The 24109-nt window shown below is 48.0% G+C and carries 27 protein-coding genes and 1 pseudogene; 13 read left to right on the top strand and 15 right to left on the bottom strand.

Annotated elements, in window-relative coordinates:
- Positions 1–959: 959 nt before the first annotated feature.
- The gene (locus tag NGAR_RS07860; protein ID WP_015019158.1) at positions 960–1490 is read right to left on the bottom strand and encodes an eCIS core domain-containing protein; all 531 of its coding nucleotides are present in this window, start codon (positions 1488–1490) and stop codon (positions 960–962) included.
- A gap of 512 nt (positions 1491–2002) precedes the next feature.
- Between NGAR_RS07860 and NGAR_RS07855 the strand changes: the two genes are divergently transcribed.
- On the top strand, positions 2003–2557 hold the full coding sequence (locus NGAR_RS07855) for a CBS domain-containing protein (protein ID WP_015019156.1): 555 nt from the start codon (positions 2003–2005) through the stop codon (positions 2555–2557).
- Positions 2558–3184: 627 nt separating this feature from the next.
- Here the strand turns inward: NGAR_RS07855 and NGAR_RS07850 are convergent.
- The 3 genes from NGAR_RS07850 to NGAR_RS18780 all read right to left on the bottom strand — a co-directional run bounded on the left by NGAR_RS07850 (position 3185) and on the right by NGAR_RS18780 (position 4334).
- Positions 3185–3655: an Ig-like domain-containing protein gene (locus NGAR_RS07850; RefSeq protein WP_228369347.1), complete on the bottom strand. Its 471-nt coding sequence runs from the start codon at positions 3653–3655 to the stop codon at positions 3185–3187.
- Between the two features lie 33 nt (positions 3656–3688).
- Positions 3689–3826: a hypothetical protein gene (locus tag NGAR_RS17440; protein WP_187147723.1), complete on the bottom strand. Its 138-nt coding sequence runs from the start codon at positions 3824–3826 to the stop codon at positions 3689–3691.
- Positions 3827–4199: 373 nt separating this feature from the next.
- Positions 4200–4334, bottom strand: a complete 135-nt coding sequence (locus tag NGAR_RS18780; RefSeq protein ID WP_266190403.1) for a hypothetical protein — start codon at positions 4332–4334, stop codon at positions 4200–4202.
- Between the two features lie 77 nt (positions 4335–4411).
- Between NGAR_RS18780 and NGAR_RS07845 the strand changes: the two genes are divergently transcribed.
- The 7 genes from NGAR_RS07845 (at position 4412) to NGAR_RS07815 (ending at position 12076) form a co-directional block, all read left to right on the top strand.
- A complete protein-coding gene (locus tag NGAR_RS07845) occupies positions 4412–4948 on the top strand; it encodes a hypothetical protein (protein ID WP_015019152.1) in 537 nt (178 codons plus the stop codon).
- A 295-nt stretch (positions 4949–5243) separates the two neighbouring features.
- The gene (locus tag NGAR_RS07840; RefSeq protein ID WP_148681162.1) at positions 5244–6449 is read left to right on the top strand and encodes a glycosyltransferase; all 1206 of its coding nucleotides are present in this window, start codon (positions 5244–5246) and stop codon (positions 6447–6449) included.
- A gap of 45 nt (positions 6450–6494) precedes the next feature.
- A complete protein-coding gene (locus tag NGAR_RS07835; RefSeq protein WP_015019150.1) occupies positions 6495–7862 on the top strand; it encodes a glycosyltransferase in 1368 nt (455 codons plus the stop codon).
- Between the two features lie 98 nt (positions 7863–7960).
- On the top strand, positions 7961–8488 hold the full coding sequence (locus NGAR_RS07830; RefSeq protein WP_148681161.1) for a hypothetical protein: 528 nt from the start codon (positions 7961–7963) through the stop codon (positions 8486–8488).
- A 181-nt stretch (positions 8489–8669) separates the two neighbouring features.
- Positions 8670–9890, top strand: a complete 1221-nt coding sequence (locus tag NGAR_RS07825) for a glycosyltransferase family 4 protein (RefSeq protein WP_148681160.1) — start codon at positions 8670–8672, stop codon at positions 9888–9890.
- Between the two features lie 130 nt (positions 9891–10020).
- Positions 10021–11043: an FkbM family methyltransferase gene (locus tag NGAR_RS07820; protein ID WP_187147722.1), complete on the top strand. Its 1023-nt coding sequence runs from the start codon at positions 10021–10023 to the stop codon at positions 11041–11043.
- Between the two features lie 91 nt (positions 11044–11134).
- Positions 11135–12076, top strand: a complete 942-nt coding sequence (locus NGAR_RS07815) for an FkbM family methyltransferase (protein ID WP_015019146.1) — start codon at positions 11135–11137, stop codon at positions 12074–12076.
- A gap of 621 nt (positions 12077–12697) precedes the next feature.
- Here the strand turns inward: NGAR_RS07815 and NGAR_RS07810 are convergent.
- On the bottom strand, positions 12698–12892 hold the full coding sequence (locus NGAR_RS07810; RefSeq protein ID WP_148681158.1) for a hypothetical protein: 195 nt from the start codon (positions 12890–12892) through the stop codon (positions 12698–12700).
- Positions 12893–12894: 2 nt separating this feature from the next.
- Positions 12895–13107, bottom strand: coding sequence for a hypothetical protein (locus NGAR_RS07805; protein ID WP_015019144.1), 213 nt, complete (start codon positions 13105–13107; stop codon positions 12895–12897).
- A gap of 222 nt (positions 13108–13329) precedes the next feature.
- On the opposite strand from NGAR_RS07805, the gene NGAR_RS07800 reads away from it, so the two are divergent.
- A complete protein-coding gene (locus NGAR_RS07800; RefSeq protein WP_148681157.1) occupies positions 13330–13518 on the top strand; it encodes a hypothetical protein in 189 nt (62 codons plus the stop codon).
- A 410-nt stretch (positions 13519–13928) separates the two neighbouring features.
- Here NGAR_RS07800 and NGAR_RS07795 read toward each other — a convergent pair whose 3' ends face one another.
- Entirely contained in the window at positions 13929–14972 is a 1044-nt protein-coding gene (locus NGAR_RS07795; RefSeq protein ID WP_148681156.1) for a type II glyceraldehyde-3-phosphate dehydrogenase, read from the bottom strand.
- A 212-nt stretch (positions 14973–15184) separates the two neighbouring features.
- On the opposite strand from NGAR_RS07795, the gene NGAR_RS07790 reads away from it, so the two are divergent.
- Positions 15185–15775: an anthranilate synthase component II gene (locus NGAR_RS07790; RefSeq protein ID WP_015019141.1), complete on the top strand. Its 591-nt coding sequence runs from the start codon at positions 15185–15187 to the stop codon at positions 15773–15775.
- Positions 15772–16845: an anthranilate phosphoribosyltransferase gene (trpD, locus tag NGAR_RS07785; protein ID WP_015019140.1), complete on the top strand. Its 1074-nt coding sequence runs from the start codon at positions 15772–15774 to the stop codon at positions 16843–16845. Before NGAR_RS07790 ends, trpD begins: the two co-directional genes overlap by 4 nt.
- Before the next feature lie 5 nt (positions 16846–16850).
- On the opposite strand, the gene radA is transcribed toward trpD, so the two are convergent.
- Both radA and NGAR_RS19330 read right to left on the bottom strand, forming a co-directional pair.
- Positions 16851–17879 (bottom strand): DNA repair and recombination protein RadA, encoded by a 1029-nt coding sequence (gene radA, locus NGAR_RS07780; RefSeq protein ID WP_148681155.1) that lies wholly within the window; start codon positions 17877–17879, stop codon positions 16851–16853.
- Positions 17880–18102: 223 nt separating this feature from the next.
- Positions 18103–18240, bottom strand: a pseudogene (locus NGAR_RS19330) (DUF5679 domain-containing protein); the annotation flags it as partial.
- Positions 18241–18628: 388 nt separating this feature from the next.
- Here NGAR_RS19330 and NGAR_RS07770 point away from each other — a divergent pair.
- A complete protein-coding gene (locus NGAR_RS07770) occupies positions 18629–19468 on the top strand; it encodes a coiled-coil domain-containing protein (protein ID WP_015019138.1) in 840 nt (279 codons plus the stop codon).
- A 30-nt stretch (positions 19469–19498) separates the two neighbouring features.
- On the top strand, positions 19499–19822 hold the full coding sequence (locus NGAR_RS07765) for a hypothetical protein (protein ID WP_015019137.1): 324 nt from the start codon (positions 19499–19501) through the stop codon (positions 19820–19822).
- A 49-nt stretch (positions 19823–19871) separates the two neighbouring features.
- Here the strand turns inward: NGAR_RS07765 and NGAR_RS07760 are convergent, their stop codons facing one another.
- The 6 genes from NGAR_RS07760 to NGAR_RS07740 form a co-directional block, all read right to left on the bottom strand.
- Complete coding sequence (locus NGAR_RS07760) at positions 19872–20144, bottom strand: hypothetical protein (RefSeq protein ID WP_015019136.1); 273 nt, start codon at positions 20142–20144, stop codon at positions 19872–19874.
- A complete protein-coding gene (locus NGAR_RS17435) occupies positions 20134–20283 on the bottom strand; it encodes a hypothetical protein (RefSeq protein ID WP_187147721.1) in 150 nt (49 codons plus the stop codon). Before NGAR_RS17435 ends, NGAR_RS07760 begins: the two co-directional genes overlap by 11 nt.
- A gap of 110 nt (positions 20284–20393) precedes the next feature.
- The gene (locus NGAR_RS07755) at positions 20394–21143 is read right to left on the bottom strand and encodes a hypothetical protein (protein WP_015019135.1); all 750 of its coding nucleotides are present in this window, start codon (positions 21141–21143) and stop codon (positions 20394–20396) included.
- 31 nt (positions 21144–21174) lie between these two features.
- Positions 21175–21996 carry a tryptophan synthase subunit alpha gene (trpA, locus tag NGAR_RS07750; RefSeq protein WP_015019134.1) on the bottom strand — a complete coding sequence of 274 codons (822 nt, stop codon included), beginning with the start codon at positions 21994–21996 and terminating at the stop codon, positions 21175–21177.
- Positions 21986–23209 (bottom strand): tryptophan synthase subunit beta, encoded by a 1224-nt coding sequence (trpB, locus tag NGAR_RS07745; protein WP_148681153.1) that lies wholly within the window; start codon positions 23207–23209, stop codon positions 21986–21988. Before trpB ends, trpA begins: the two co-directional genes overlap by 11 nt.
- Positions 23210–23258: 49 nt before the next feature.
- Entirely contained in the window at positions 23259–24068 is an 810-nt protein-coding gene (locus NGAR_RS07740) for an indole-3-glycerol-phosphate synthase (protein WP_015019132.1), read from the bottom strand.
- Between the last annotated feature and the right edge of the window lie 41 nt (positions 24069–24109).

Raw genomic sequence — 24109 nt, 5'->3', positions numbered from 1 at the left:
AAAGAAAAATAACAAGATATTGAAGAGTAGAGAATTTCTAGAGAACAAAAAATACGTTGATTTCATAGGGTAGGATGCGGTGGGTTTGATTGTGGTGGAGTTTGAGGCTGGTTCTGAAGCCTTTTATTGTTAGCACGTATTGCATTCAGCACATCAACAGCTAGCTGTCTTCTATTTCTGCTAGAGAAACTTGTTGTAATGCCTGACAAAATGCTGGTAAAAGTCCTTTGTCAGGCGCAAGTCCGCTATACCAGCCTACGAACCAATTGACGATTCCGCAAGCGGATTGCAATGATGGAGCCGCAGGACTTGGGTGCCTACGCGCAGAACGTCGTAATTCCCACTTACGGTTTCCCATCGTAATGCAAAATCGCTAGTCACCGAGCCGATGCCCATATTGTTCAAGCTCAGATGATTTGCACCATTATTCATCATCCACGTCAAGGCATCGTTCAGATGAGCATGCTAACCCGCTGGGTGAGAGATTGGAAGGCGGTATTCGATGCCCCTACAAACGAGCTGATAAATTGGTCGACTCGACCAACATACTGTCTGCCCGTGGGGTCTCAGATATTGTGCTGTAAGTTGCCTGCCATGTTGCCAGGGTCCTCTTTCATAGATAACGAGATGTCCGAACAACTCGTGCGCCAAAGACTTGCTTCCAAGTACTCCCCGTCCTTGTACGCCAGTCTCGATTTGATCTCTCGTTGTATTCGTGCTAACTACAAAGGTCATAGCAGTAGTGTTTAATCGATTGCGCCACAGAGAGACGCGGAAGAATGATTCCTGATGCTCCAAGCACCATAAGATTTCTTTGGACTGTGTTCGTTCCCGCCGTTACTTCCTTAACCGGAAAATCTTGAGTCATGCTTATTGCATTGATTTCGACATGACCGTTGTCTACTATATCCTTCAGCCACTGTCATCGAAAAGGATCATCGGGAGTGTTATGTGTGGTTTTATATCCAAGTTCCCGACTTCCTGTAATTATAATATGAGCCTGATCTGGGCCAGGCACAAAGATTTCCATGTGTTCTAACATCCCTTGAGGCAGCTGCATTGAGAATTACATCTCTGACTTCAAATGTACGCCTGTTGAAAGTCACGGGCCTCAAATGCACTTCATCTGCAGGAGCAGAATGAGAAACTTCGGCTCTAAGACTATCTGTAGAGCTGTTCGCAAAATTGCGATGAGGTTTAATTTCTGTACTCTGAGCTTGTAGTATGACATGTACCAGTTCGTAAGCAAGTAATTCTTTTCCGCGTATTGTACCCGGTTCGTACATATTCCGACCAAAGAAAATGTCTCTGCCAACTGTGTAGGCTTGAGCTCCTATAGATTCGGCGGATTTGGCTGCTGCTTCGTCTGTGTGAATTCGTACATTGTCAAAGTTAAATCCAAGGCGTTCTTTCATGAATCTTCCTGTTGCTGCATCGATAGATCCTATAGAAGATGATTTGGCTCCCAACATATTATCATCATCTACCATCTCGCCTGTATCATGTTCTTGTGCTCTGTTTGTTACTGAAGAAGATACTGAACGCGATGGTTTCTATCTGAGAGATTCTGGTATGATTGAACGGACGCAGGCTCCGCAACTACTTTGCTTGCTATGTAGTCTGCTTCTTGCTCATACGCGTCTCCCTGCTGGCTCACTTTCAGCTTTGGTCGTATTCCAATTTTTGCAAACCTCATTGGATAATGGGGCTATACAAATTGCTGCACTGCAGAGTTACTGATGTCTTGTTCTAGATAATCAACAAAATCGTTAGAGGCATCTTTCAAATGATTATTATCCCGACGATTCCCAAGGGTTGATAATCATCGATCTATTGCCATCGCTGGTCTTGTTATTTTGATGTGCTAATTCAAATGACATAGGAGTCTACCTACCTCTTATAGATAAGATTTCTGTTTAAGCTTCTGATGAGATAAGGCTATCAAAAAATCTTGTGTGGCACCCAAGCTTATAAGTGCGGAAGTCGGGAATGTAAAAGTCGCATGCTGCCAAGGCTCGAATACATTAAGCAGGCCAGAATCAGGCTTGGGATTACCCAGAGAAAGCTTGCCGCCCTGACGGGCGTCAGCACCTCCATGATAAACCAGATCGAGTCTGGCAGGTGCAAACCAAGCTACGATACTGCAAGGAAAATCTTTGAAATACTGGGCTCGCTTGAAGGGCGCACTTCGATGAAGGCCGGCGACATCTGCAGCCGCCGCCTGATATCTGTCCAAAGGGACGAAAAGCTGCACAAGGCCATAGACGTCATGCGTGACAACTCGATAAGTCAGATCCCTGTCTTTGATTCTTCGCGAGTTGTGGGCATACTGACCGAGGACGGCCTTGCCAAGGTGATGGTGGAGAAGGAAGAGGAGGACCTCAAGAACATGCACGTGGCGCAGGTGATGGAACCGCCGCCCCCGATCGTTGACGTGTCGACTCCTGCCAAGGCTCTGATCCCGCTTGTAAGGTTTGCAAAGTGCATATTGGTAAGCGAAAAGGGCAATGTAATCGGGATAGTCACGATAACTGACACGCTCAAGATGGTAGAGTAGTAGCCACATAATACACACATGCGTACGCGCGTTTCCAGTCCAGCATTTTTTGGAATATACATGAATATTTTATTCCATCTTGCACGCTTGGATTGGAATACTACATTGGATTAATATTCCAAATTATTCCAGTTTTGGAATAATTTGAGCACGACTTGGAATATATTCCACAAAAAATTATTCCACTGTTGCTTTGTCGCAAACTGCCGTTGGCTGACAACGATGAGAGAGTGTATTAGACTTGCTATTAAAGAACTAGTTCTAGGTTGAGTTCAATCAGCCTTGCAGATGAGGATTATTGATGGTGCATCGCGGTATGCTATGTTACTTATATCTTTTTGATGTCGCTCTGATGGAATCATTGGCGTATCGCCAATATAGTCCAGTACAAACATCTTGGCATTATAGCTGCCCGCAGCATCCGACTTCCAAGACACGAAAACGTCTGCAGTCTGGTCGCTTGCAACAGTCCCTTGCTGCCAGCCTATGTAAAAGATAATGTCCTGCTTGTTGGTTATCTGTACAATGAACGCATGGTCTTGAGATACTTGCTGAGGGTTGGCAAGGGTAGCAGTTATGATTACCTCCTATCATATGATTGATTGAGAAATGCTGACTCCAGACAGGTCAAGGAATGTAGAGTATCTGAATCTTATCAAGCGGGTTCTCTTCAAAGTAGCTCTCTGGATATGTAGTAGTGGTGATGGTGGAAGGCTTGCCAGTCTGCGGATTCAATATCACTTTGCGGCTGCTGCCATTGCCGCTCCCTCCACTTCCTTCACTGTCGCTGCTGCTTCCAGAATTGGTAGAGACGGTTATCGACGCAGTGGCAGCCGTGCTATTGCTGGCGCCATCGTTTACCCCGAAAGTAAAGCTGTCAGTGCTGGAGAAACCTGCATTCGGAGTACAGGTCAGGTTAGGCGTAGTTCCAGAGAGGGTGCCGCTAAAGGGCCCCGACACCACTGAAAACTGTAGCGACACGGCTGCAAAGCTTGGCTGGGCGTCTGGGTTTATGCCGTTAAGTGTAAACGCCACAGCGTTGTCTTCATTTATAGAGATAGACGCGGTGGTTGCTACGGGCGCGCAGGCATCCGCCAGAGCGTTACCACTTGTTACTGATCCAGTGAATATTCAGTTGCACTGGATGATATTGATGCTGCCGTCATTGTCGATGGTGCCGGTAGTAGACATTATTCTCAGATTTATGCCTGAATTGACAGTGAGCGAGTCAGCCGAACCAAGTGATAGGATGCCGTCTCTATCTGCCATGTATTGATGGCGGTAATCGACATGACGTTGCTAGTGCCGCCGTTAAGTGGTATTGCTTCGCAGTTGGCCGGAGTGTCATCTATAGTAAAAGATGCTGCATAGGCAATCCTGCACAGAAAACAACGATGGCGATATCAAGCCGGCAAAGCCGCTGGCCAATGCCATCAAGAGCAGAAAAATGGTTTGTAATCTTAACCATTCCTCACAGAATATTTTCTATTCGAACTGTTCGTTTTCTATTGTATATAAATTTTGAAGATATTTCTATAACATCATATAGGAGAAGATGGTGTCTTGCCTTTTGCTTTGGAATTTTTTGTTGCATAATTTGTAGCCGGGTGCGAAACGTGAATAAGCTCAAAGCACGTATGTATTATTCCTTCAACTTTTCAAGACCGACGCAGCAGTCGGCGCACTTCATGCACTCGTTGCATATGCTGACCTCGCTTCCAACAGGTAGAGTCGTACCGCAGAGGGCACATTCCTTCTTTGACTGTAGTTGTGCCAAGCAACCTACTATGGCTCAGAACACTATTTGAATTCTTCCATGCCACTTAAAGAATAATAGGAGTAGGGCCATTTAGCATGCCCAACAACAATATGGTGCCTGCCGGGCTCTCAGCAAGGATAGTATTCTCAAAGCCATACATAGCACTGGCTGCCACAGTCACGGTTGGGTTCTGGATAATATTCAACGCCTTGGACGGCCTGCTGCTGTTTTCGCCGTCTTTAGACTTTTACTATCCAATACCGCAGGACGCAATCCCCGGCTTTGTCCTGGCAAACATCACCGTGCCACTAATTGGCATAATTGTCAGCATGAACGTCTATATTGCCAGAAATTCCAAGTCAGGAGCGAGCAGATCGTCGTCATCATTTTTTTCTGGCTCTGCCCTTGGTACTGTCTCTAGCGTGTGCGCGGGCTGCTCTTCAGTCGGCTTTTACCTTGCGACCACCTTTGGCACTGCAGGAGTTGCCGCGTCAACCATCCTGTCAAACTATCAGCTTCCGCTCCGTCTGCTTGCGATCGGACTGCTTGTATTGGCCTATTACTCGGCCCACCGCAGAATAACAAAGTCCTGTGTCGTCAAGTATAATGATGATGACAATAACAGCAACTAAGAGATTTGTAAAATCCCTTTTATCCTTGCGTTCTAACATGTGCAGGCGAGCAGTAACCACAATAGTCGGTGTTTGGCCTTCTGTGGCAGATGCATTCACACTTGCCGTATGACTGTGTTTTGTTGAATTTTTTCATAACTATACAATGACATCATGGCTATTTAACTAGCAACCACAGCACCAGAATCCGGCTTGAATTCTTCTTCAGTAGAATGTCTAATGTCGCCAAAATAGAAGTATTTCATAGCATTAGATAATGTACGAATTTTTGCAAGTAGTAATATCGATATTATGATTGACATGGTTTGTGAAGGCTGCCGTAATACACCATACACTCAATACGCTTGGTGGAGAAACTACCGTCGCTATAGACGCAATAGAGTCGCTTCACGAGCTTGGATACGAGGTCGACCTTATCACTGTCCAGCCGCCCGACCTAGAACGCGTTGCCAAGGCATACGGCAAAGACCTTCAAATCAAGCACATGATATCACTCCTGCCATTCAAGGCTAACTATTTTGGCATGTACCAGAAGCTGATGACGGTCCTGCTATCAAGCCGCATTCACGGCGCAGACATCGTACTCAACACCCACGGCGACCTTTTACCTTACCACATTGAAGGCTCACGCCAGATTTCGTACGTGCATTTTCCTGCCTTTCTGCTTACAAGTTCCGAGGAGTTCAGGAATTGGAAGTACGAAAACTCTCTCTTCTGGAGAGCATATTTCAAGCCGTATCAATCCATTTCATCTTTTCTTGCAAAGCGCGCAGCGAGGAATAATAATAATCTAGGGTTGGTCCTTGTCAACTCTGCATTTAGCAAGAACGCCATAAAAAAGGTCTTCCCGGATATCGATGTTCGCGTTCTCTATCCGCCCGTAGATACCGATAGGTTCTCAAACGCCTGCGACTCGGACATTGCAGACGGCTCACAGGTTCTGACGGTGTCCCGGTTTTCACCCGAGAAGCAGATTGAAAACGCCATCAAGGTTGCCCTTCTCTTGCCAGATACGAGATTTGAAATCGCGGGTGCGCTCATGCGGGCCAACACTTCCTATTTTAAGTCGCTTCAAAACATGATAGAGCGGCACGGCCTTGGCAACAGGGTCAGGCTGAAACCAAACGCCACGAACGAAGAGCTCTTGGATTCCATGTCGAAAAGCAGTGTGTACCTTCATACGATGGCAGGCGAGCACTTTGGCATGTCGATCGTAGAGGCAATGTCGGCTGGGCTCGTGCCCGTTGTCCCGTCCTATGGGGGATGCAGCGAAATTGTTCCAGCAGAGTATCAATACGGCACAGTAAGGGAGGCGGCAGACCGCATAGCCAGAATTATTGATAGCGGCGATCATTCAAAGACGGCACGGCGGCGCATGCGCAACATGGCAATGCGGTTTTCTTCAAAGGAATTCAAAAAAGAGATCAAGAAGTACATAGAGCAGGTCAAAAGCGTGCCAATCGAGGCTGGCAAAAGGTCGCAGCCAGCAGAGGCAGCATAAGAAGAAGATTGCAAGTACGCATGAATGTGCGAGTGAGAGAAAAAATTGAAGATACTGATGGTTTCAGGCGAATACCCGCCAATGACAGGAGGAGTTGCGAGGTATACACGCAACCTTGTACGGGCGCTGAGCAAGAGGGCGGATATCGAGCAGGTGTGGGTCGCAACCAGCACCGTTGTTGAAAAGCTGGCTAACAATAACAGCAACAGTAGCGGCGATGGCGTCAACGACCCCGGCCTTGACGGCCACAAAGTATATGGCATAATCAAAAAAGGGGACAGGAGAAATTCAGATAGGCTGCTCAGGTTGGTCGAGGAGCTCAAACCGGATATCGTCAACATACAGTACGAGAGGGGCCTTTATGAAATCGATACCACTGTCTGCCATACCATAAACAGGATACTTCACGGGTCAACACTTGATAAATTTTACAGGGCATGCCCCGTACCCACCGTCTCGACGCTGCATACGGTCTTTCCTTATGAAGAATATCAGGGCTACATAAAAGAAAGAGCGCGGAGAAAGGAGGGCAGGTTTGGATTCCTGCCTACCCCGTTCCGGATAGCCATAAGGAAGTGGGTGATGGAGCGGAGATATGATCTGCTACTGCAAGTAGTTCGCCTCTCTACTGAGATAATAAGTCCTGCAGAGACGATTCACAATGTAGTCAAACGGGGCACCGTCATTTATCATGGTGCAGAGCCCGCCCTTTTGTCATCAGAAGCGAGTTCCCATCTGCCATCCTCCAATTCAACCACTAACATCAGAACTGTGTCAGCACAGACTACAATCACCAGCACCACTACTGCCGCCATGCCAAGAAACAACAAAGAGGAGTTTAGAAAGCAGTTTGGACTGCCTACCAACAGGATGCTTTTGCTGGCCTTTGGCTACGTCGGCTCGTACAAAGGCTTTGACTTGCTGGACAGACTGGAACTGCCTGAGGGTTGGTCGATAGTGGTCAAGCAGACGCGCCATGAACGCGGTGTAGAAAAGCCGCTGTCACTGAAAAAAGAATCTACGATCAGCCTTGATCTTGGATACATGGATGATGTCACTATGTCAAAACTCCTATCTGCCTGTGATGCGATCATATTTCCATATAGGGTAGTCTCGCTCTCCGGGGTGATGTTTGATGCTCTGGCGCACGGCCTTCCATTTGTGGCGTCAGATCTGGAATTCTTTAAAGAATTTGCCAAAATGGGGCTTGGCATAACGAGCGAAAGGACCCCGGCTGCATTGGCCAAGGCGCTTTTCACCCTTGCAGGAGAATATGGAAAATTCAAAAGGAACGTCGAGCAGTTTGCGCCAAGGCTGAGGTGGGATCGGATTGCGGAGGAGCATACCAGATTTTATTCCAAGTGCATCACTTGCTACGGAAACGGTTCAGCAAAAAAGATGTACAATTCTTAGGCTAAAGTTTTCTATTCCCTTACATAAAATCTGTTATACGGAGTCTGTCTGATAATATGATCAGGAATATGACAGCGAGAACTATTTTTAGAAACAAAATGAGCCTTGGGGAGTGGATTGGTAGGAGATTCTGGGAATCAAGGCAATTTTATTCAGCCTACATAGCGCTATTTATCGCAATATCCAACTGGATAACGATCCAATACAGGCTGCTGCTTGAAAATATTCCTATCCTCAATGCAATGTTCTCAAACATATGGGTCTTTCTTGTTGTAGCGACGGTAGTTTTCACTATCCTGAGCATACTTGGAGGGCACTATATCCACAGAAAGAGACAGTTCAGGATAGAGCAGGCGGTAGCCATCGAGGAAAACCCGTACCTGTACAGGGCGGCCCCGGGAAAAGAGAGAGACCTGATGATACCGATGGGCATCCTGCAGCTGGATGCTACGGAGGCGATCCTGAGAGCTAACAACATGCTGACAGACGAAAAGAAGAAGCAGATCGACGCATTCAAGAATGAGTTGAAGAAATTGTCACAGGGCCTGCCCATTGGAGCAGTTCCAGCCGCCAGTACCACTACTGCGCGGCAGGGTGTTGAAAAAAGGGACAATGCTCTAGCATGATACCAAGCATGTTGAGCTCTATCGATGAACAGGCGCAGCGCGTAACAAGTAATCCGCATTATAAAAAATGTTTCTTAAACTGCAAAAGGAGAGGTTGCTCTTGTTTCGTTTAGAAGGTTTGCAAAATACATATGCTCAAAGGCCAGAGAAGAATCTCCAGCGCAGGAGGTAGCAGTAATAAGTGACATTGAAGAAAATACTGATGGTTTCGACAGAATACCCTCCGATGCCCGGCGGAGTAGGCCGCTATGCCGCCAACCTCACCCGCGCGCTAGAAAAATACGGGTCTAATAAAGTCATAGTAGTATGCGACGAGAAGGGAAAGGGAGATTATGCTGGCTCTATTTCTCCTTCAAACCCTAGAAACTCGGATAACCTTTTGAAGATCGTCGACGACGTAAAGCCAGACATTGTGCATGTGCAGTTTGAGCCCGGACTTTATGGATTGTTTCTTGATGCCGTAGATCCAAGGAAGAGCGCGACGTACATCGACTCTTTCTATGAAAATTGCAAAGTACCCATCGTGACCACATTTCACTCTGCGTACACTTTTAGGGAATGGGTTGGACAGTCGCTTCTCGTAAAGAGGACTGGCAGAACAGGCAAGTTTGGCGTCCCTGTGCGACTGGCAGTGAGGATGTGGAAGAGCCTACTACATTACAATTCTTTTCATGATTTGAACAAGGAAAAACTCGCGCTGAGCCAGGCAGGGATATGCTTTTCACACTACATGACCAAGATCTTGGGCGGCGGGCACATCGTTTATCATGGAGCCGAGCCCACCGTTTCTCCAGTCCCTGGCAAAAAGGAGGCCAGAAGCAGAATGTCGCTGCCATACGAGAAAAAGCTGGCTGTCGTCATTGGCTTTAGGACTATGACAAAAGGATGGGACATCCTTGAAAAGATGCGAATGCCAGAGGGCTGGGCGCTTGTGATCAATTCATCAAGAAGCCATTACAACAACGAAAACCTTGAAACAACAGGATTTTTTGCCGGCAGGAGCGACGTCATAGACCTGCAGAGAGGATTCCTAAGCGACGAAGACCTGTCGACATTGATGCTCGCATGCGACGCAGTCCTGCTTCCGTACAAGATTGCGTCAGGATCTGGCGTGATGTTTGATGCTCTGGCGCACGGCCTTCCATTTGTGGCGTCAGATCTGGAATTCTTTAAAGAATTTGCCAAAATGGGGCTTGGCATTATCACGCACAGAGATCAAAAGTCATTTGTCAAGGCATTGTCCAAACTGGACAGGAACTATGGAAAGTATTCTAGTAATGTAGAACAATTCCGGCAAAAGCTGCGATGGGAGCATGTGGCTAGGCAGCACATGCAGATCTATGAAGAGGCAGGAAAAGGCATTATTAAAGGAAAAAAGAAGACGCAAGCGCAAATCCAATAGGATGTACTTTTTGCTGCCCAAGAAAAAACAAGCAAGCCCGCATATACCTGAACATCTTGAGGAAATCCACTTAAGCTTAGTTGACTATCATGAAGCTGCGGCAAAAAGCGCCACATTATGTGGGATGCATATGGATAGATCATCAGCAGTGGGTTCTAACGCGCATACCGTCGACAGAGGCTTGGAACACATCGGGAGCAACGCATGGTGGCTTAAAGAGGTCAGAGGCGCTCGCCTTTTCGACAGGGCTGTCATAAATTTGCTAAGGGCGGCCTACCTCGGGACTAGGGTATCGCTCAGGGTTCTGCTTGGAAGGGCAAAGAGGGACTCGCTCTTTATTGAAAAGCAGATCAACTTCAAGGATTTCTTGTTCCACTCGATCAGGCTGTTTGGGCTGGACAACGGCAAGCTGTTGCTGCTGCTCGAAATACCTGTTCACAACCATGACAAATACAGGGCGTACTGCCCGCTCAACAAGGAAGACTTTGTAGTCATGACCAAGCATGAAGATGACATATTGCGCCAAGTTTTTCGTCCGAGAAGCGGCGACGTAGTCGTAGACGTGGGGGCGCACATGGGGAGATACACGCTAACGGCTGCAAAAAGCACAGGCAGGGATGGAAGGGTGATAGCCGTCGAGGCCCATCCATACAATTACAAAATGCTGTGCAGGAATATCGAGCTCAATGGCGTATCAAACGTAATTGCGCTAAACTGCGCCGCATTCTCTGAAGAGAAGTCAGGGCTCAGGCTGTACCTACCAGACGAGCAGCTCGGATACACGATGCACCACAGTTTGATGGCCGGTTACCTTGTATCGAAATATCACGAGGCAGCGGAAAAGAGGTACATCGAGGTTCAGGCACACACACTAGACTACATTGTCAAAACCTCAGGGGTGGGGCACGACAGGATCAACTGGCTAAAGATAGACGTTGAGGGGGCAGAATATGAGGTCCTTAAAGGCAGCAGCCAGATACTTGCAGCAAGCAAGGATATTTCACTTCTTATTGAAGTCCACGGCAGGGAGACCTACAGGCCGGTGCTGGAGCTGCTCAGATCGCATGCATTTGAAATCGAATTTGAAAGGACATATGATAACGGCGAGAAGCACATACTTGCAAGGAAAGGAGGGCGCCCGTTTAGGACATGATTGTTTTATTAGTTATTATAGGCAGCTTGAGTGCCTGATTATTCTTTGGCATGGGCACCTAAATAAATAAAGTGAGCGATTCTGTTTCGCATTGGCAAAAGGCAGTAGCGGCCACCACTACCACTTTCTTTCTTGGCTAACGGGAGAATACGTAGAAGGCTATGTTCCAGAAATCGATAGAGCGATCATGTTCCTTCCAAAAGCCATCTTTCTTACATCAAGGAGATCGGCGCGTCTGCTTTTAGGCCAAAAAAGGAGGGACAAGATAAAATTCCTGCAGCGATTTTGGCTTGCAGATTACGAAAGCCCATCCTATCATCTATTGAGATTGTATCATCGCAAAAATAGAAACAAACTGATAAAGGTACGCGTCCCAAAGTATGGCTACAGCTACCTATGCAGGATCAACAGTGGCGACTATACTCCAAGCAGAGAGCTAGAAGTTCTGCAAAAGTTTACTCCAAGCAGCGGAGATGTAGTAGTAGATGTCGGCGCGCACATCGGCAGATACACCATTGTCAGCTCAAAAGCAGTAGGCCCAATGGGCAGGGTCGTTGCCATCGAGGCTGATCCGGACAATTTCAAAATTTTGAATTACAATATTGAATTAAATGAATTGACGAACGTTTTGCCACTCAATTACGCTGCTTACTCTGAGGATACAAGATTGCGGCTTTACAAAGTGACCTCTTCAGAAATTTACAACACAGTCATGTCATCCAGAGCTCACAGCAAGAATGCATATGTAGACGTCGATGCTTGCACGCTGAATAAGATACTCCATTTAATTGGCATCAGCAGGGTAGACTGGATAAAGATAGACGTAGAGGGCGCCGAGTTTGAAGTGATTAAAGGGGCGACGCAAATAATGGCAAATAACCCCGGCCTCTCCATTCTCATAGAAGTTCATAATATAGATGATGATCCGCAGCATTATGACAGGATAAAGAATTTTCTTGAATCATTTGGCTTTTGTGTAAAGTTTGAATTGGCATATTCTAGCGGAGAGAGGCATGTAATCTTTCACCGCTAGCATCCTTTTGGATCTATTGAGGGTTCTGTCGACTCGTCGGTATTTTGGATACAATAGCTACTTGTGCTTGGCTATCCACTTTCCAAGTCTTCATATTCATGTTGACAATTAGTCTTCTATCTGCAGCCGCAAGTCGCCGTCCGGGAATGACACTGATAATATATCATGTGGTTGGCGGCAGGAGTCCATGAGCAGGACTTGCATTTCAGAATTATTTGAGAGGACGAGATTCCAAACCGGTTATATTTAGTCGATTGTCGTATACGCTACGGAAGATCTGAACAATCTGACTCGCCAGGTCGCCGCTATTAGGTGCATCCTCATCATCATATACGGTGGTGGCCGGGCTTATTATTGAGTTTCAATTCACCTTTCTAATTCGTATTATCAGTTTTTTAACTTTTAAGGGTAACAAGCCTGAATACCAAATAACAACGATACTGACCTATTAGTGAACAAGGGCACAGGCTTATGCACACACACCAAGCCCAAAAGCTCAAAGTATCGGCTATCAATCTCCGGGCAAGTAGGGCTTGGCTTCTACTTCCATTCGTATGCCGTTGTTCTGAATCACTGTGTCATAGGTGAGTCAAAATCTCTGATTCCAATGCAAAAATAAGGTCATTCATTCATGACAATTTCTGCGAATTTGTATAATATATATATCCGCTGACCATCACCAAAAACCTCTTCTTCTCTTTCTACCTTCTCAAACCCTGCTCTTCTCATGAGCGCACCACATGAACCGAGATCTTTCTCCTCCGCCCTCTTCAGCCGCTGTCGTAAAAAATCCATATATGGATAGCTTGCTTGCATCTCTATTGCGCCATGTGGATGTGTGGGTATATATTGTGTGTCATTGTGCCACAGAGCCACAACATTTTTGCCACTTGAGAATCTTGCGATGGTGCCCTTAATGTCACATATGCAAAACTTACTTCCATCGTTGTCCCTTCTATTGGGTGCACCTTTGTTACCTTGAAGCCTACTACGTTGCCGCTTTCTTCAAACGCCTTTTCTCCTAATGCCATATTGACAATTGAAGAAGATGGAAGAAGAATAGATGAGGGTTATTGTTTTTAAAGAGAAACCGATTTCTAAAAAAGTTATGACTTGTCCATCTCTGTGGATGTCATTTTCCAGATGTCTTCAATTCCATATGTGGCTTGCAGAACTGGCAGTCAGGGTCTAGTTCTCCCACTTGATCACCGGTCCAGTTGACATGATTTTTCCGGTGGTGATAGAATAGCAAAATGCAATCTACTACATATTCCACATTTGCTGCATCAGATCTAGCAGACTTCTTGGCTTTGTTATTGTGGATCCCTGTTTCTGCTGCTGCCATTATAATACACAACAGCTCAGAGGAGGAGATTAAAGGTTCAGTGATAGTAAAAACTGGAAGGACAAACCAAGGGATTAAAATAGAGAGAGAATTTTGAAGTAATAGTGACTTCATAATTTTTTTCTACGCGATAACACCAACATCTACTTAATCAGGAATCGCTCCGTCCTACAACTAATGAATCAGACGGCAATTGTTATTGTAGCATTGGCGGCAGCGTTAGGAATTCTTGGAGTTGTTGTCATCATGAGTGCTGCAACGGCCCCAGAAGCAGAAGCGGCAGGATGCCAAAATGGGTTACCACACAGTGCTCCGGCGCTTAATGCAAGCAAGGGACGTTGCTTCCATCCCTAGCCTTTCTTCCTTTTTATTTGACAAGCTCCACGAGATATGATTGATTAGTGTCCATGGTGCAGCTGCTGGACTTTACGCTGTAGCTCGTGTACCTGTCTTTACAGGACATCAATCAATTCATAACAGAAAGTTGCGAGTTCCTTGATGCCTGCGTCACTTGAATTCCTCTTCTAGAATCTTGCGCTTTTTGGAAACCTGAAAGAGGTTGTCAGTCCTCTTGAGAGCTTCTTCCCTTGGACGCTTGAAGACCATGGACTGGAGCAGCATGTGGTTTTCCGGTATCACCATGCCAGTCTGGTCGTCAGAATAGCCGATCTTGACTACGTCGTCCTGCACTCTTATGATGTCTTGGTGTATGTGCACCATGTTGGTGTCGCCGTGCGCAAACCCAAGCTCAAGGGCCTTCTTCCTGACATCGCCGGTGCCCTTGGCGGAGCTGATTATAGCGACTCCAAACTCGTTTCTAAAGCATTCCAGTATTTCGTCCTTTGTTGGCGCGCGGTCGCTGAACCGGATAAACATCTGGTGCAAGTGCATCATGCGGGATGGCACCTTGAAAGCATCAACATAAAGATTCGCAGACGGGATAAAGTCCTTGACGTCTTCTTGGTGGTGCGGGTTCCTATCCCACTCGATCGAGTCCTTGACGGGTTTGGTGTCCTCAAGGTCTGCCCACCTCCTTATGAGCTCAACGTCATAGCGCTTTATTCGGTTGCCAAACTTTTCAATCAGCGGCTGCATTATCCTGCCCATGCCGGAGACGTTGCAGCTGCCCTGTATGACGTAGGTCTTGCCTGCGGCTTTGGAATAGTTTACACGTGAATTGTGGATCATGTCTGCCACTGCATGCTCGCCGTGGCGGTCTTCGCCGCCCTGAAATATCGCCGGCTTGTTCATCGGCTCGTACAGGCTCTTTTTATTGTCGTAGCCTCCTCCTTCCTTTGCGGCGTCCACCACAATGTCGCTCTGCTTTACGGCTTCTTCAACAGCGCCTGTCACGTTGTAGCCCTTGTCCTTGAACGCGCCTATCATCTCCTTTGGGACAAAAACGTTGTAGTGGTTGTCAAGCGCTTCCTTGACCTTGTCGTCTACTGTATATTTTGCCACCCCGATGAACTGGATCTCTTTATCGACAGAGAGCGCGCTGGCAAGACGCCGGCCTATGTTTCCGTAACCATTTATGAAGACTCTGACCAAAACCAATCACACCTGAAATGCGAACATGCTGTCAATAGTTTCCATGCATTATATAGATTCCTAAATTTTGACTGTATTTTTCCCGAGACAGTGCACTAAACTTAAATACGGTGCAAGCATGTAAAAATATGGAGAGCAATGCAAAGAGGCGGTCATTTTTGGCGCCGACTGGCACGTTCCGGCTGACAATCTACTCTCAAGTGGGGTTCTGAATGAAAATCCTTGTAATTGATAACTATGACTCGTTCGTATACAATATTGCGCAGATACTTGGCGAACTTGGAGCAGAGCCGGTGGTGGTCAGAAACGACAAGATAACGCTTGAGCAGGTCAAGGAAATGAACCCGGATGGGATAGTGATATCTCCGGGCCCCGGCCACCCAGCCGATCGCAAGTATTTCGGGGTCTGCACTGATATCATCAGAGAGCTCGGACCAAAGACGCCGATACTGGGGGTCTGTCTAGGGCATCAGGGCATAGTCCATGCCTTTGGAGGCAAGGTCATCAATGCCAAGAAGGTTAGGCACGGTAAAACAAGCCCGATACAATACATGCAGGAGGACAGGATCTTTGAAAATGTTGCAAACCCGTTCAAGGCCACGCGCTACCACTCGCTTGTGGCAGAGCAAGACTCGATCCCCGATTGTCTCAAGGTCACTGCAAAAGCGCTTGACGACGGCGAGATAATGGGCATCAAGCACAAGCAGTATCCGATTGAAGGCGTCCAGTTCCACCCAGAGTCGGTCCTTACTGGTGAAGGGCGCAAGATGCTCCAGAACTTTCTTTCGATGGTGAAAAGATGAGTGCGCAGCAGCCTGACTTGCGGCCTGCAATAAGAAAGCTGGTTGCGAGGACCAATCTATCAGACAAGGAGGTTTCCTTAGCGCTTGATGCGATTCTCAGTGGAAGCATACCTGATGCTGCCATATCGGCGTTCTTGGTTGCCTTTGCAATGAAGGGCGAGACTGCAGAGGAATTGGGCTCGGTCCTGTGTTCCTTGCAAAATCATGCCACGAAGATCACTCCCAACGTGCAGGGCCCGCTCATTGATACATGCGGCACGGGAGGCGACTCTATAAGGTCATTTAACATCAGCACTGCGGCCGCCATAGTGGCATCTGCCGCTGGCGCCAAGGTTGCCAAGCACGGCAACAGGTCGGTGTCAGGGCTTTCCGGGAGCGCAGACTTTTTCGAATATGTCGGTCTTGATCTGAATGCCCCACCGGCAAAGGTGCAGTCGTGCATCGAAAGCACCAGGATCGGGTTCATGTTTGCTCCTCTGTTCCACCCTTCAATGAAGCACGTTGCGGCCGCAAGAAAGGCTATCGGGATCAGGACCGTGTTTAACATGGTAGGCCCGCTGAGCAACCCCTGCACCAACATTTCCGGTCAGGTGATAGGTGTCTTTGAGCCGACGCTTCTTGATGTCTTTGCCCAAGTGTGCCAAGGGCGCATTAACGAAGCAATGATAGTCCACGCGCACGACGGCTTTGACGAGCTGTCAAACACGTGCGAAAATGATGTTTTGTGGGTGTCAGGCGACAGGCAGACAAAGAGGATACGCCTCCACCCAAGGGCAGTAGGGATGAAGGTGGCCAAGCCGGAACAGTTGGTAGTGAATTCGAAGGAAGAATCGATCAGGAGCACTCTGCAATCAATCTATGGCAAAGCAAGCAAGGAAAAGCAGGACATCGTAGTTCTCAATGCGGCAGCCGCGCTGGTTGTGAGCAAGATTGCGCACGATTTCAAGGATGGCGTTGAAATTGCAGGAGATGCGATCAAGAGTGGAAAAGCTCAGGACAAGCTATTGCAGATGATAAAATACTGCGGTGATATAGAAAAATTAAAAGAGGCAGAGAAAAAGTTTCTCTGACCTAGCTAGTCGTCACTATCCTTTTCCTTTGCAGATTTCTTTTTGGGCGCGTCTGACTCGATGTCGTCGACACCCTTTTCGTTCACGGTGAACCTGACATCCGAGTATGGGTGGTATGGTGAGTCGATTATCTTGGCGATCCTGTCGTTGCCAGCCTTGCGCAGGTACACCCTGTAGGTCGATGCGTGGCCAATTACATTTCCGCCTGCCGGCTTGGTCGGGTCTCCAAAGAATGTGTCTGGTGTTGACTGGACTTGGTTTGTGACAATGATTGCGATATTATAGATCTCAGCGATTCTTACCAGCTTGTGCATTATGCTGTTGAGGCGCTGCTGCCTGTCTGCAAGAGTTCCTCTGCCTGAAAACTCGGCGCGGTGGAGCGAAATGATGCTGTCGATTATTATCATCTTGGCCTTAAAGTCGTCGATGTACTTGCCCATTGACTTGACTATAAGCTCCAAGTGGCTGCTGTTGTACGCCTTGCATATCGCTACCCTCTTCAAGATCTCTTCAGGATTCAGACCTCTTGCCCTTGCAATCTGGTCAACTCTCTCAGGTCTGAACGTCCCTTCAGTGTCAATAAGTATCACGCCTCCGCCAAGCCCACCTTCTTCTACCGGCTGCTGGGCAGTCACGCATAGCGTATGGCATATCTGCGACTTGCCGCTTCCAAATTCGCCGTAAAACTCGGTAATCGCCTGTGTTTCTACGCCGCCAAGCAAGAGCTCGTCAAGGGCTTTTGCTCCAGTGCTGCAGCGTAGCAATGACTTTCTCTTTTCAAGCTCGACGTCCGCCGTGGTGAACTCGTTGTCTAGAACGCCACTTTCTCTCAGCAGCTTTTGAGCTGCCATGATAAAGGTGGCAGCAGTCTCTTTTGAGCTACCAAGGTCTGTAGCGAGCTCGTCGGCCACTGCGGTGGCCAGCTCCATCACCGAACTTATTCCTGCTTCCTTCATCTTGCGGGCAGTGGTTGGCCCGATTCCTTCAATGTCCTCTATTTCCAATTCTGCCACATTTTTTGACGAATTAGCCATTATGCCCTATCTTTTTTAAAGGAAGTATATAATGAATGATGCACTGAAGGGGGAGGGGGTATCCGACAAAACAGCAGCAACAACAAAAACTTGAAACATAAAAAAGGTGCCTAGGAGCTGGCCCCTAGACCCATGTGTAGTTTTACTTTCTCTTCTTGGCCTTCCCCTTCTTCTTGGCAGTAGCCTTCTTGGCCTTGGCCTTGACGCCTCCGCCACCACCGCCACCGATCTTGAACATCTTGGTCCCACAGACCGAGCATGCTCCAGTTGTAGCCGGACGGCCGTTTTTCATAGTTATCTGCTTTTCTCCCTTCATTTCCCTTTTTGCTTTGCATTTTACGCAATATCCTACTGTTGCCAACAGGCGTAGGTCTTGTGCGCTTGGATATAAGAATAGCTCTATGCACGCTTGTTTTGCTCTGTTTAAGCAGAAAATAAGCCCAAACTTGGGGAAATTTATAGGTCAAATTGAAAAATCCAGCTCTTGTGAAGAGAAAAGAGGCCAATTTTGAGCACGAATTTAGGCAAAAGCTTCGTCCCGCCGCATCCTATTTGCTGGAAATCGTTGCGGTTCTATGCACCAACAAGTCCAGAAATCGGCATCCGTCACGATGGGAAATTCGCCCACAAAAGACGGCTTCCGCACCAATCACAGTATTTTGACAGCGATTTTCAATAGCCGTGTACCATTCAAGCAAACCGCACGCTTGTTAAATTTTTATATCATTTTACTTTTAAGGCATAATGCGTTGTCTGCTGCTGATACCCGAGATCTGAAATCGCTTGGCTGGGACGAACTTGTCGCCCTAAAGCGCAAGCTTGCTGGCGAGCTTAAAGAGATAACAGACAAGATTGTCGAGATTGACAGAAACAAGCTACGCGCCATAACTGACAACATAAAGGAGCAGAGAAGCATCCTTGACGTTCACACTGAAAGACTGAAGCAGGTGCGCTCAGAGGTCGAGAAGCGCAATGCCGAGCTTTTGGCCGTGAGCGAAAAGATCTCTCAGTCAAAGAACTTTCTTTCAATGATGGAGGCCCGGCTTCCTCCTGAAAAAGAGGAAGAACTGCAGGCAACTGTCCAGAATAATCAGGCGCTCTTGGACACCAAAGACTACAAGAGCGAGCGCGAAAAGAATGAGATCCTGTCAAGGTTAAAGGAAGCATCAATGAAGATGGAGGCCATCAAGGCCACCCGCACGATAAAGGATCAACTTGCCCAGCTGACGCATGAATCAGCCGGCATCAGTAGTGCTATAAGGCGGCTTGACGAAGAGCGCGATTCGCTCAGGGCAAAGATATCAGAGATAAATAGCGCGCTGGACAAGCTGTATGACTCGAAGAGAAAGCTGGCACCGGAGCGCGACCTGCATCTTGCCAAGTATGATGAAATCGCAAAGCAGTTTGATGCCATAAACGCGCGGCTTGACGCAATGTCTGAGATGAGGAAAAGGCAGCGCGAAGAGTACGGCTACGGTCTGCCAAGTGACGCTCTGTTCAAGGTAAAGGAAGAAGCTAGGAAAAAACTGGAAGCGGGATCAAAGCTAAGTTTTGAAGAACTGAAACTGCTGTACGGTGAAAAGGATTAATTTTTCATCCGGCCTATCCTGATCGTTCATATGATTAATGATTTTGCGCTGGCGTGTGCAATAGATGAGTCGCCGGCGTATTTTACCTACCACAAGGAAACCATGCTTATAATCCAGTCGGCGCGGGACGCCAAGGCCGGCGTCAGGAGTTTTCAGTTCATCGAGCCGTTCATAGAGGCTTTGATATCCCATGAATCTATCCATGTTGTGATAAAAAAATTCGAAGGCGCGGAGGTGTCCGATTCGCTTGACGACATCGAGGTCATTGTGGAGCACAGGGGCACAAAGTTTCAAGTCACGCTCAACAACATGCTTTTTGCAAGAGATAACTCGGGCATTGTCACGCCAGAATGACGATAATAACATAGAAGAAGAAAAAAAGTGGTGCGTTGTTTAGCGCACACTATTTGATTTCGTCGGCAGCTATGTCCCGCTGGCTTATCACCATTTCGTCGACTCGAACTGTCACTTTGTACCACTTGTCGTTGTGCTTGAAAATGTGCGCTGATCCCTTTTTGTTGCTGGCGGAGCCGTACCCTCCGACCCTCTCGCTAAGCCTAGAGCGCAACTTGTCTACCTGGTACTGTGCTATCATCAGGTTCCCTATTATGTTCTCCAGCTCTAGATCACGATCTTCGTCGATGTCTGGAACCTGAGAGTTTTTCTTAGTCTGCATTCTCAATGTACATCCTGTTTCCTATTCTGTAGTGGATCTCGTCTATGTAGTACGCAGTGTCGACTACTGGTGACGACAGGTTTGCGCCACACACCGGAACTCCTTCCATCTGTTCTTGCTCTTCAACTAGAAGGCTCATTTGATCATTAGTTCAAAACATGGAATAATAACGGAAAGTAACAATGTTAGATAAGACCGAATTAAAGAGGACTTCCGGTTAGAAGACACTGCAACTTTAAAAACTGCCAATCAAAAATAGTCAGTTAATTTGGTGTTGGCTGTTTCTTTTATCAACCTCGGTATCCTTTTCCTGCCGTCAGGAGGCAATCTAACGCCTGCAAGCGTCTGCAAAAATTCCAATTCTTCTTCAGTCAGACCAAGATTTTCAAAGTAGATCTGGTTGAAAGTTAGTTTCTGTAGTATACGCTCCAGCGCAACCAGCCGGCTGTATGCCTTGCTGTTGTCGGTTCGGCCAAGCGTCCTTGCAAGGCTTGTCCTGTGCAGATTAAAAGTGCCAGTCGATACAAGCCTGTCAAACTTTGAGACGACTTCAAAATGGTCGTCGACTCCAGTGTAGCAAATTATAGTTGCAGGCAGGAACTTGGCTAGGCTGCGCGCTTTCTTTGAATGGTTCCTGTCAAGCACCACTATCGACAACCCAAACGCCAGAATAGCATCAATTATCTGGTTTGGCAGGCGATCGTCCAGTGTGTCATCGTCTGATTTGACTTCTACTGGGTAAAAACTGACGCAGTCTATCCTGCATTTTTCGCTTCTTGCAAACCGCTCCAGCAGCTGCGTGCGCACAAGCAGGTTATTATAATGAGCATAATCTTCGGCCGGCTCTTTTGTTATTGCCGCCACTAGCAGGTCAAAGCTGCGAGAATGAGCCTCCTGAACGATCCTTATGTCTAAAGCCGTCGGTACGAGGTCATTATTCTTTATGTGTCCTGATACAAGCGCACTGCAGAACAGCGACTTGAGCTGCCTTTCGTTCATTGCTTGATTTGTTTTGCGATCTTGTGTTAATTTATCTTGTCCTACTTTTTTTGCAGGCCTTTTTCATCGATCTGGCAAATTCCTGCAGCCCTGCTAGCATCTTTTTGCCAGACGACTTGGCTATCATGTCTATGATTGCGCTGCCTACAATGACTGCATCGGCGCCGGCCTCTATCATGAACTTGGCGTGCGCCGGTGTGCTTATGCCGAACCCCACCGCCACAGGCACTCTGCCGCTGGCGGCCTGCTTGACACTCTTGACTGCGTTCAGTGTATAGTCTTCAAACGACTTGCGGGCCCCAGTTATGCCAAAGACAGAGACCAAGTACAGAAATCCAGAAGTGCTGTCAACTATTTTTTTGAGCCGCACTTCAGACGTGTTGGGCGAAGCAAGGAATACGGTTGCAAGGCCGAGCTTTGATGCTGCTGCAGAGTATGATTCTGCCTCCTCCACAGGCATGTCAGGCAGGATAAATCCGTCGATACCGCACGACTTGGCCCGCGACATGAATTTCTCCATGCCGGCGTGGACAAGTATGTTAGAATAAGTCATTGCAAGCAGCGGCAGCTCAGGGTGCTTTTTCCTTACGCTTTTTGCAAGCTGTAGTGCCTTTTCCGGTGTGATGCCGCGCTTGAGCGCGCTGTTCGACGCGGCCTGTATCGTGGGTCCGTCAGCGATAGGATCTGAAAACGGGATTCCAATCTCGATAATGTCGGCACCGCCTTTTACCAGAGCATCGATCACCTGCTCCGAGGTCTTGATGTCAGGGTAGCCGGCGACGACATAGCATATGAGCGCGCATTTGTCCCTGCCTGCCAGCTCGCCGAATTTTTCGGTGATTCTATTTGGCATGTCTTTTCTTCTTTTTGTTTTTCCCTTTGTTATCAAGATAGTCTTGTACAACTTGGACGTCCTTGTCGCCGCGCCCGGAAAGTGTGACTACTATGATATCGTCCTTGTCCATCTCCTTTGCAAGCTTCATGGCATACGAGATTGCATGTGATGGCTCAAGCGCAGGGATTATCCCCTCAAGTCTAGAGAGCGCAAGAAAGCCCTCCACTGCCTCATCGTCCGTGGATGCTGCATACCTGGCGCGATTTAGGTCCTTTAGCATAGCGTGCTCCGGTCCCACGCCAGGATAGTCGAGGCCCGCCGAAATGCTGTGGGTCTCTATGACCTGGCCGCACTTGTCCTGCAGCAAATAGGTGAACATGCCATGGAGCACGCCTTCAGAGCCGGCGGCCAGAGTCGCCGAGTGTTTGCCAGACTTGATCCCTTCTCCCCCTGCTTCCACCCCCCACAGCATTACGTCAGCATCGTCAACAAACGGGTAGAAAGAGCCCATTGCGTTGCTCCCGCCGCCCACGCATGCGACCATTGCATCAGGCAGTCTGCCTTCCAGCTCTTGCATCTGCTGCCTTATTTCATATCCAATGACGCTCTGAAAGTCCCTTACCATCATAGGGTATGGGTGCGGGCCTACCACCGAGCCAATGAGGTAGTAGGTCGTTTTCACGTTGGCTATCCAGTCGCGGATCGCTTCATTGATGGCGTCCTTGAGCGTCTTGCTCCCGGACTGGACGGGGTGCACCTTTGCGCCGAGGAGCTCCATGCGAAAGACGTTCAGCCTCTGCCGCTCGACGTCCTTTGCCCCCATGTAAATCTCTGCAGGCAGCCCGAGAACAGCGCAGGCAATTGCCGTGCCCACTCCATGCTGGCCGGCTCCGGTCTCTGCTATTATCCTCTTTTTGCCCATCTTTTTTGCCAAGAGCGCCTGCCCGAGGGTGTTGTTTGTCTTGTGTGCGCCCCCATGCAGCAGGTCTTCACGCTTTAGGTAAATCCTAGCGCCACCGATATGCTCGGTCAGGTTCTTTGCAAAGTAGAGAGGGGTCGGCCTGCCGGCGTATTCAGTAAGATAGTATGAAAGATCCTTTTGAAATTCAGGGTCGTTTCTGTACTTCTCGTAGGCGGATTCGAGCTCCTCGACTGCAGGGGCCAGCGTCTCGGGTATGTACTTGCCCCCGTACCTGCCGAATTTGCCGCCCACAGGATAGCTGCCTAACAACAAGCGTGTCAAGTCAGGTAGTTGAAAAGGGGTATTAAGGGATTCGCAATTAAAGAGCGTTGTACAGCTCGGCCACCTTGGCCCCGATGTCGCCTGTCTCCATTATGCTCGTCCCGACCAAAAAAGCGTCTGCGCCAGCCTTCCTCAGGTACTGTATGTCTGCTGGCTTGGCAATGCCGCTCTCGCTTATTATCAGGCTCTTACCCTTGTCGTGGTTTTTGAGCAGGCGCTCGGTGGTTGCAATGTCCACTTGCAGGTTGTCAAGGTTGCGGTTGTTGATGCCAATCAATGGATACTTTGCATTGAGCACTTCGCCAAACTCCTGCTCGGTGTGGACTTCGACTAGCACCTGCAGGCCCTTATTTGTCGCATACTCGGCCAGCTTTTCCATGCTTTCTTCCGCCAAATCCTGATCAAAGATGGTCTTGATAAGCAATATGCAATCTGCACCGGCCTTTTTGCCCGCGTCGATCTGGATGGTGCTGACGATGATATCCTTCATGAGCAGTGGCGCGCTGACTGCCTTTCTGATAGCCGTCAGATATTCAATCGAGCCTTCAAAAAGATAGGGCTGTGTCAGGACTGACAGGCCGATTGCGCCCGACTTTATCATAGTGGTTGCGATCTCTACCAGCGAAGAAGTAGTCTTGCTCCTTATCCTGCCCTGCGAAGGCGAGGAGAACTTTACCTCACTGATGAGCGGGGCGTGGAGGCACAAAGTGATCGCCTTTCTGAGGCTTATCGCATCGTGCGTGAGCGAATACGCCGTCGTATCGTACGCGCCCTCGTCTATGGCCTTGAATGAATTGTCTACGAGGCGCTTTATCCCCAAGCCGGTCCTGACAAACTTGCTCATCATGCGTTCAGGGCAGGTAGCGATTTGCAGGTATTAAATTCTAT

This window comes from Candidatus Nitrososphaera gargensis Ga9.2 (assembly GCF_000303155.1).
GTDB classification, from domain to species: Archaea; Thermoproteota; Nitrososphaeria; order Nitrososphaerales; family Nitrososphaeraceae; genus Nitrososphaera; species Nitrososphaera gargensis.
The sequence above is the reverse complement of the archived record's forward strand: the minus strand, read 5'-3'. Positions and strand labels throughout refer to the sequence as shown.

Bases quoted from the DNA above. Each gene is read 5' to 3' on its own strand.
- NGAR_RS07860 (WP_015019158.1), bottom strand. From the start codon at position 1,490: ATGGTAGATGATGATAATATGTTGGGAGCCAAATCATCTTCTATAGGA.
- NGAR_RS07855 (WP_015019156.1), top strand. From the start codon at position 2,003: ATGCTGCCAAGGCTCGAATACATTAAGCAGGCCAGAATCAGGCTTGGG.
- NGAR_RS17440 (WP_187147723.1), bottom strand. From the start codon at position 3,826: ATGGCAGATAGAGACGGCATCCTATCACTTGGTTCGGCTGACTCGCTC.
- NGAR_RS07845 (WP_015019152.1), top strand. From the start codon at position 4,412: ATGCCCAACAACAATATGGTGCCTGCCGGGCTCTCAGCAAGGATAGTA.
- NGAR_RS07830 (WP_148681161.1), top strand. From the start codon at position 7,961: ATGAGCCTTGGGGAGTGGATTGGTAGGAGATTCTGGGAATCAAGGCAA.
- NGAR_RS07820 (WP_187147722.1), top strand. From the start codon at position 10,021: ATGGATAGATCATCAGCAGTGGGTTCTAACGCGCATACCGTCGACAGA.
- NGAR_RS07810 (WP_148681158.1), bottom strand. From the start codon at position 12,892: ATGCAAGCAAGCTATCCATATATGGATTTTTTACGACAGCGGCTGAAG.
- NGAR_RS07805 (WP_015019144.1), bottom strand. From the start codon at position 13,107: ATGGCATTAGGAGAAAAGGCGTTTGAAGAAAGCGGCAACGTAGTAGGC.
- NGAR_RS07800 (WP_148681157.1), top strand. From the start codon at position 13,330: ATGCAATCTACTACATATTCCACATTTGCTGCATCAGATCTAGCAGAC.
- NGAR_RS07790 (WP_015019141.1), top strand. From the start codon at position 15,185: ATGAAAATCCTTGTAATTGATAACTATGACTCGTTCGTATACAATATT.
- trpD (WP_015019140.1), top strand. From the start codon at position 15,772: ATGAGTGCGCAGCAGCCTGACTTGCGGCCTGCAATAAGAAAGCTGGTT.
- radA (WP_148681155.1), bottom strand. From the start codon at position 17,879: ATGGCTAATTCGTCAAAAAATGTGGCAGAATTGGAAATAGAGGACATT.
- NGAR_RS07765 (WP_015019137.1), top strand. From the start codon at position 19,499: ATGATTAATGATTTTGCGCTGGCGTGTGCAATAGATGAGTCGCCGGCG.
- NGAR_RS07760 (WP_015019136.1), bottom strand. From the start codon at position 20,144: ATGCAGACTAAGAAAAACTCTCAGGTTCCAGACATCGACGAAGATCGT.
- NGAR_RS17435 (WP_187147721.1), bottom strand. From the start codon at position 20,283: ATGAGCCTTCTAGTTGAAGAGCAAGAACAGATGGAAGGAGTTCCGGTG.
- NGAR_RS07755 (WP_015019135.1), bottom strand. From the start codon at position 21,143: ATGAACGAAAGGCAGCTCAAGTCGCTGTTCTGCAGTGCGCTTGTATCA.
- trpA (WP_015019134.1), bottom strand. From the start codon at position 21,996: ATGCCAAATAGAATCACCGAAAAATTCGGCGAGCTGGCAGGCAGGGAC.
- NGAR_RS07740 (WP_015019132.1), bottom strand. From the start codon at position 24,068: ATGATGAGCAAGTTTGTCAGGACCGGCTTGGGGATAAAGCGCCTCGTA.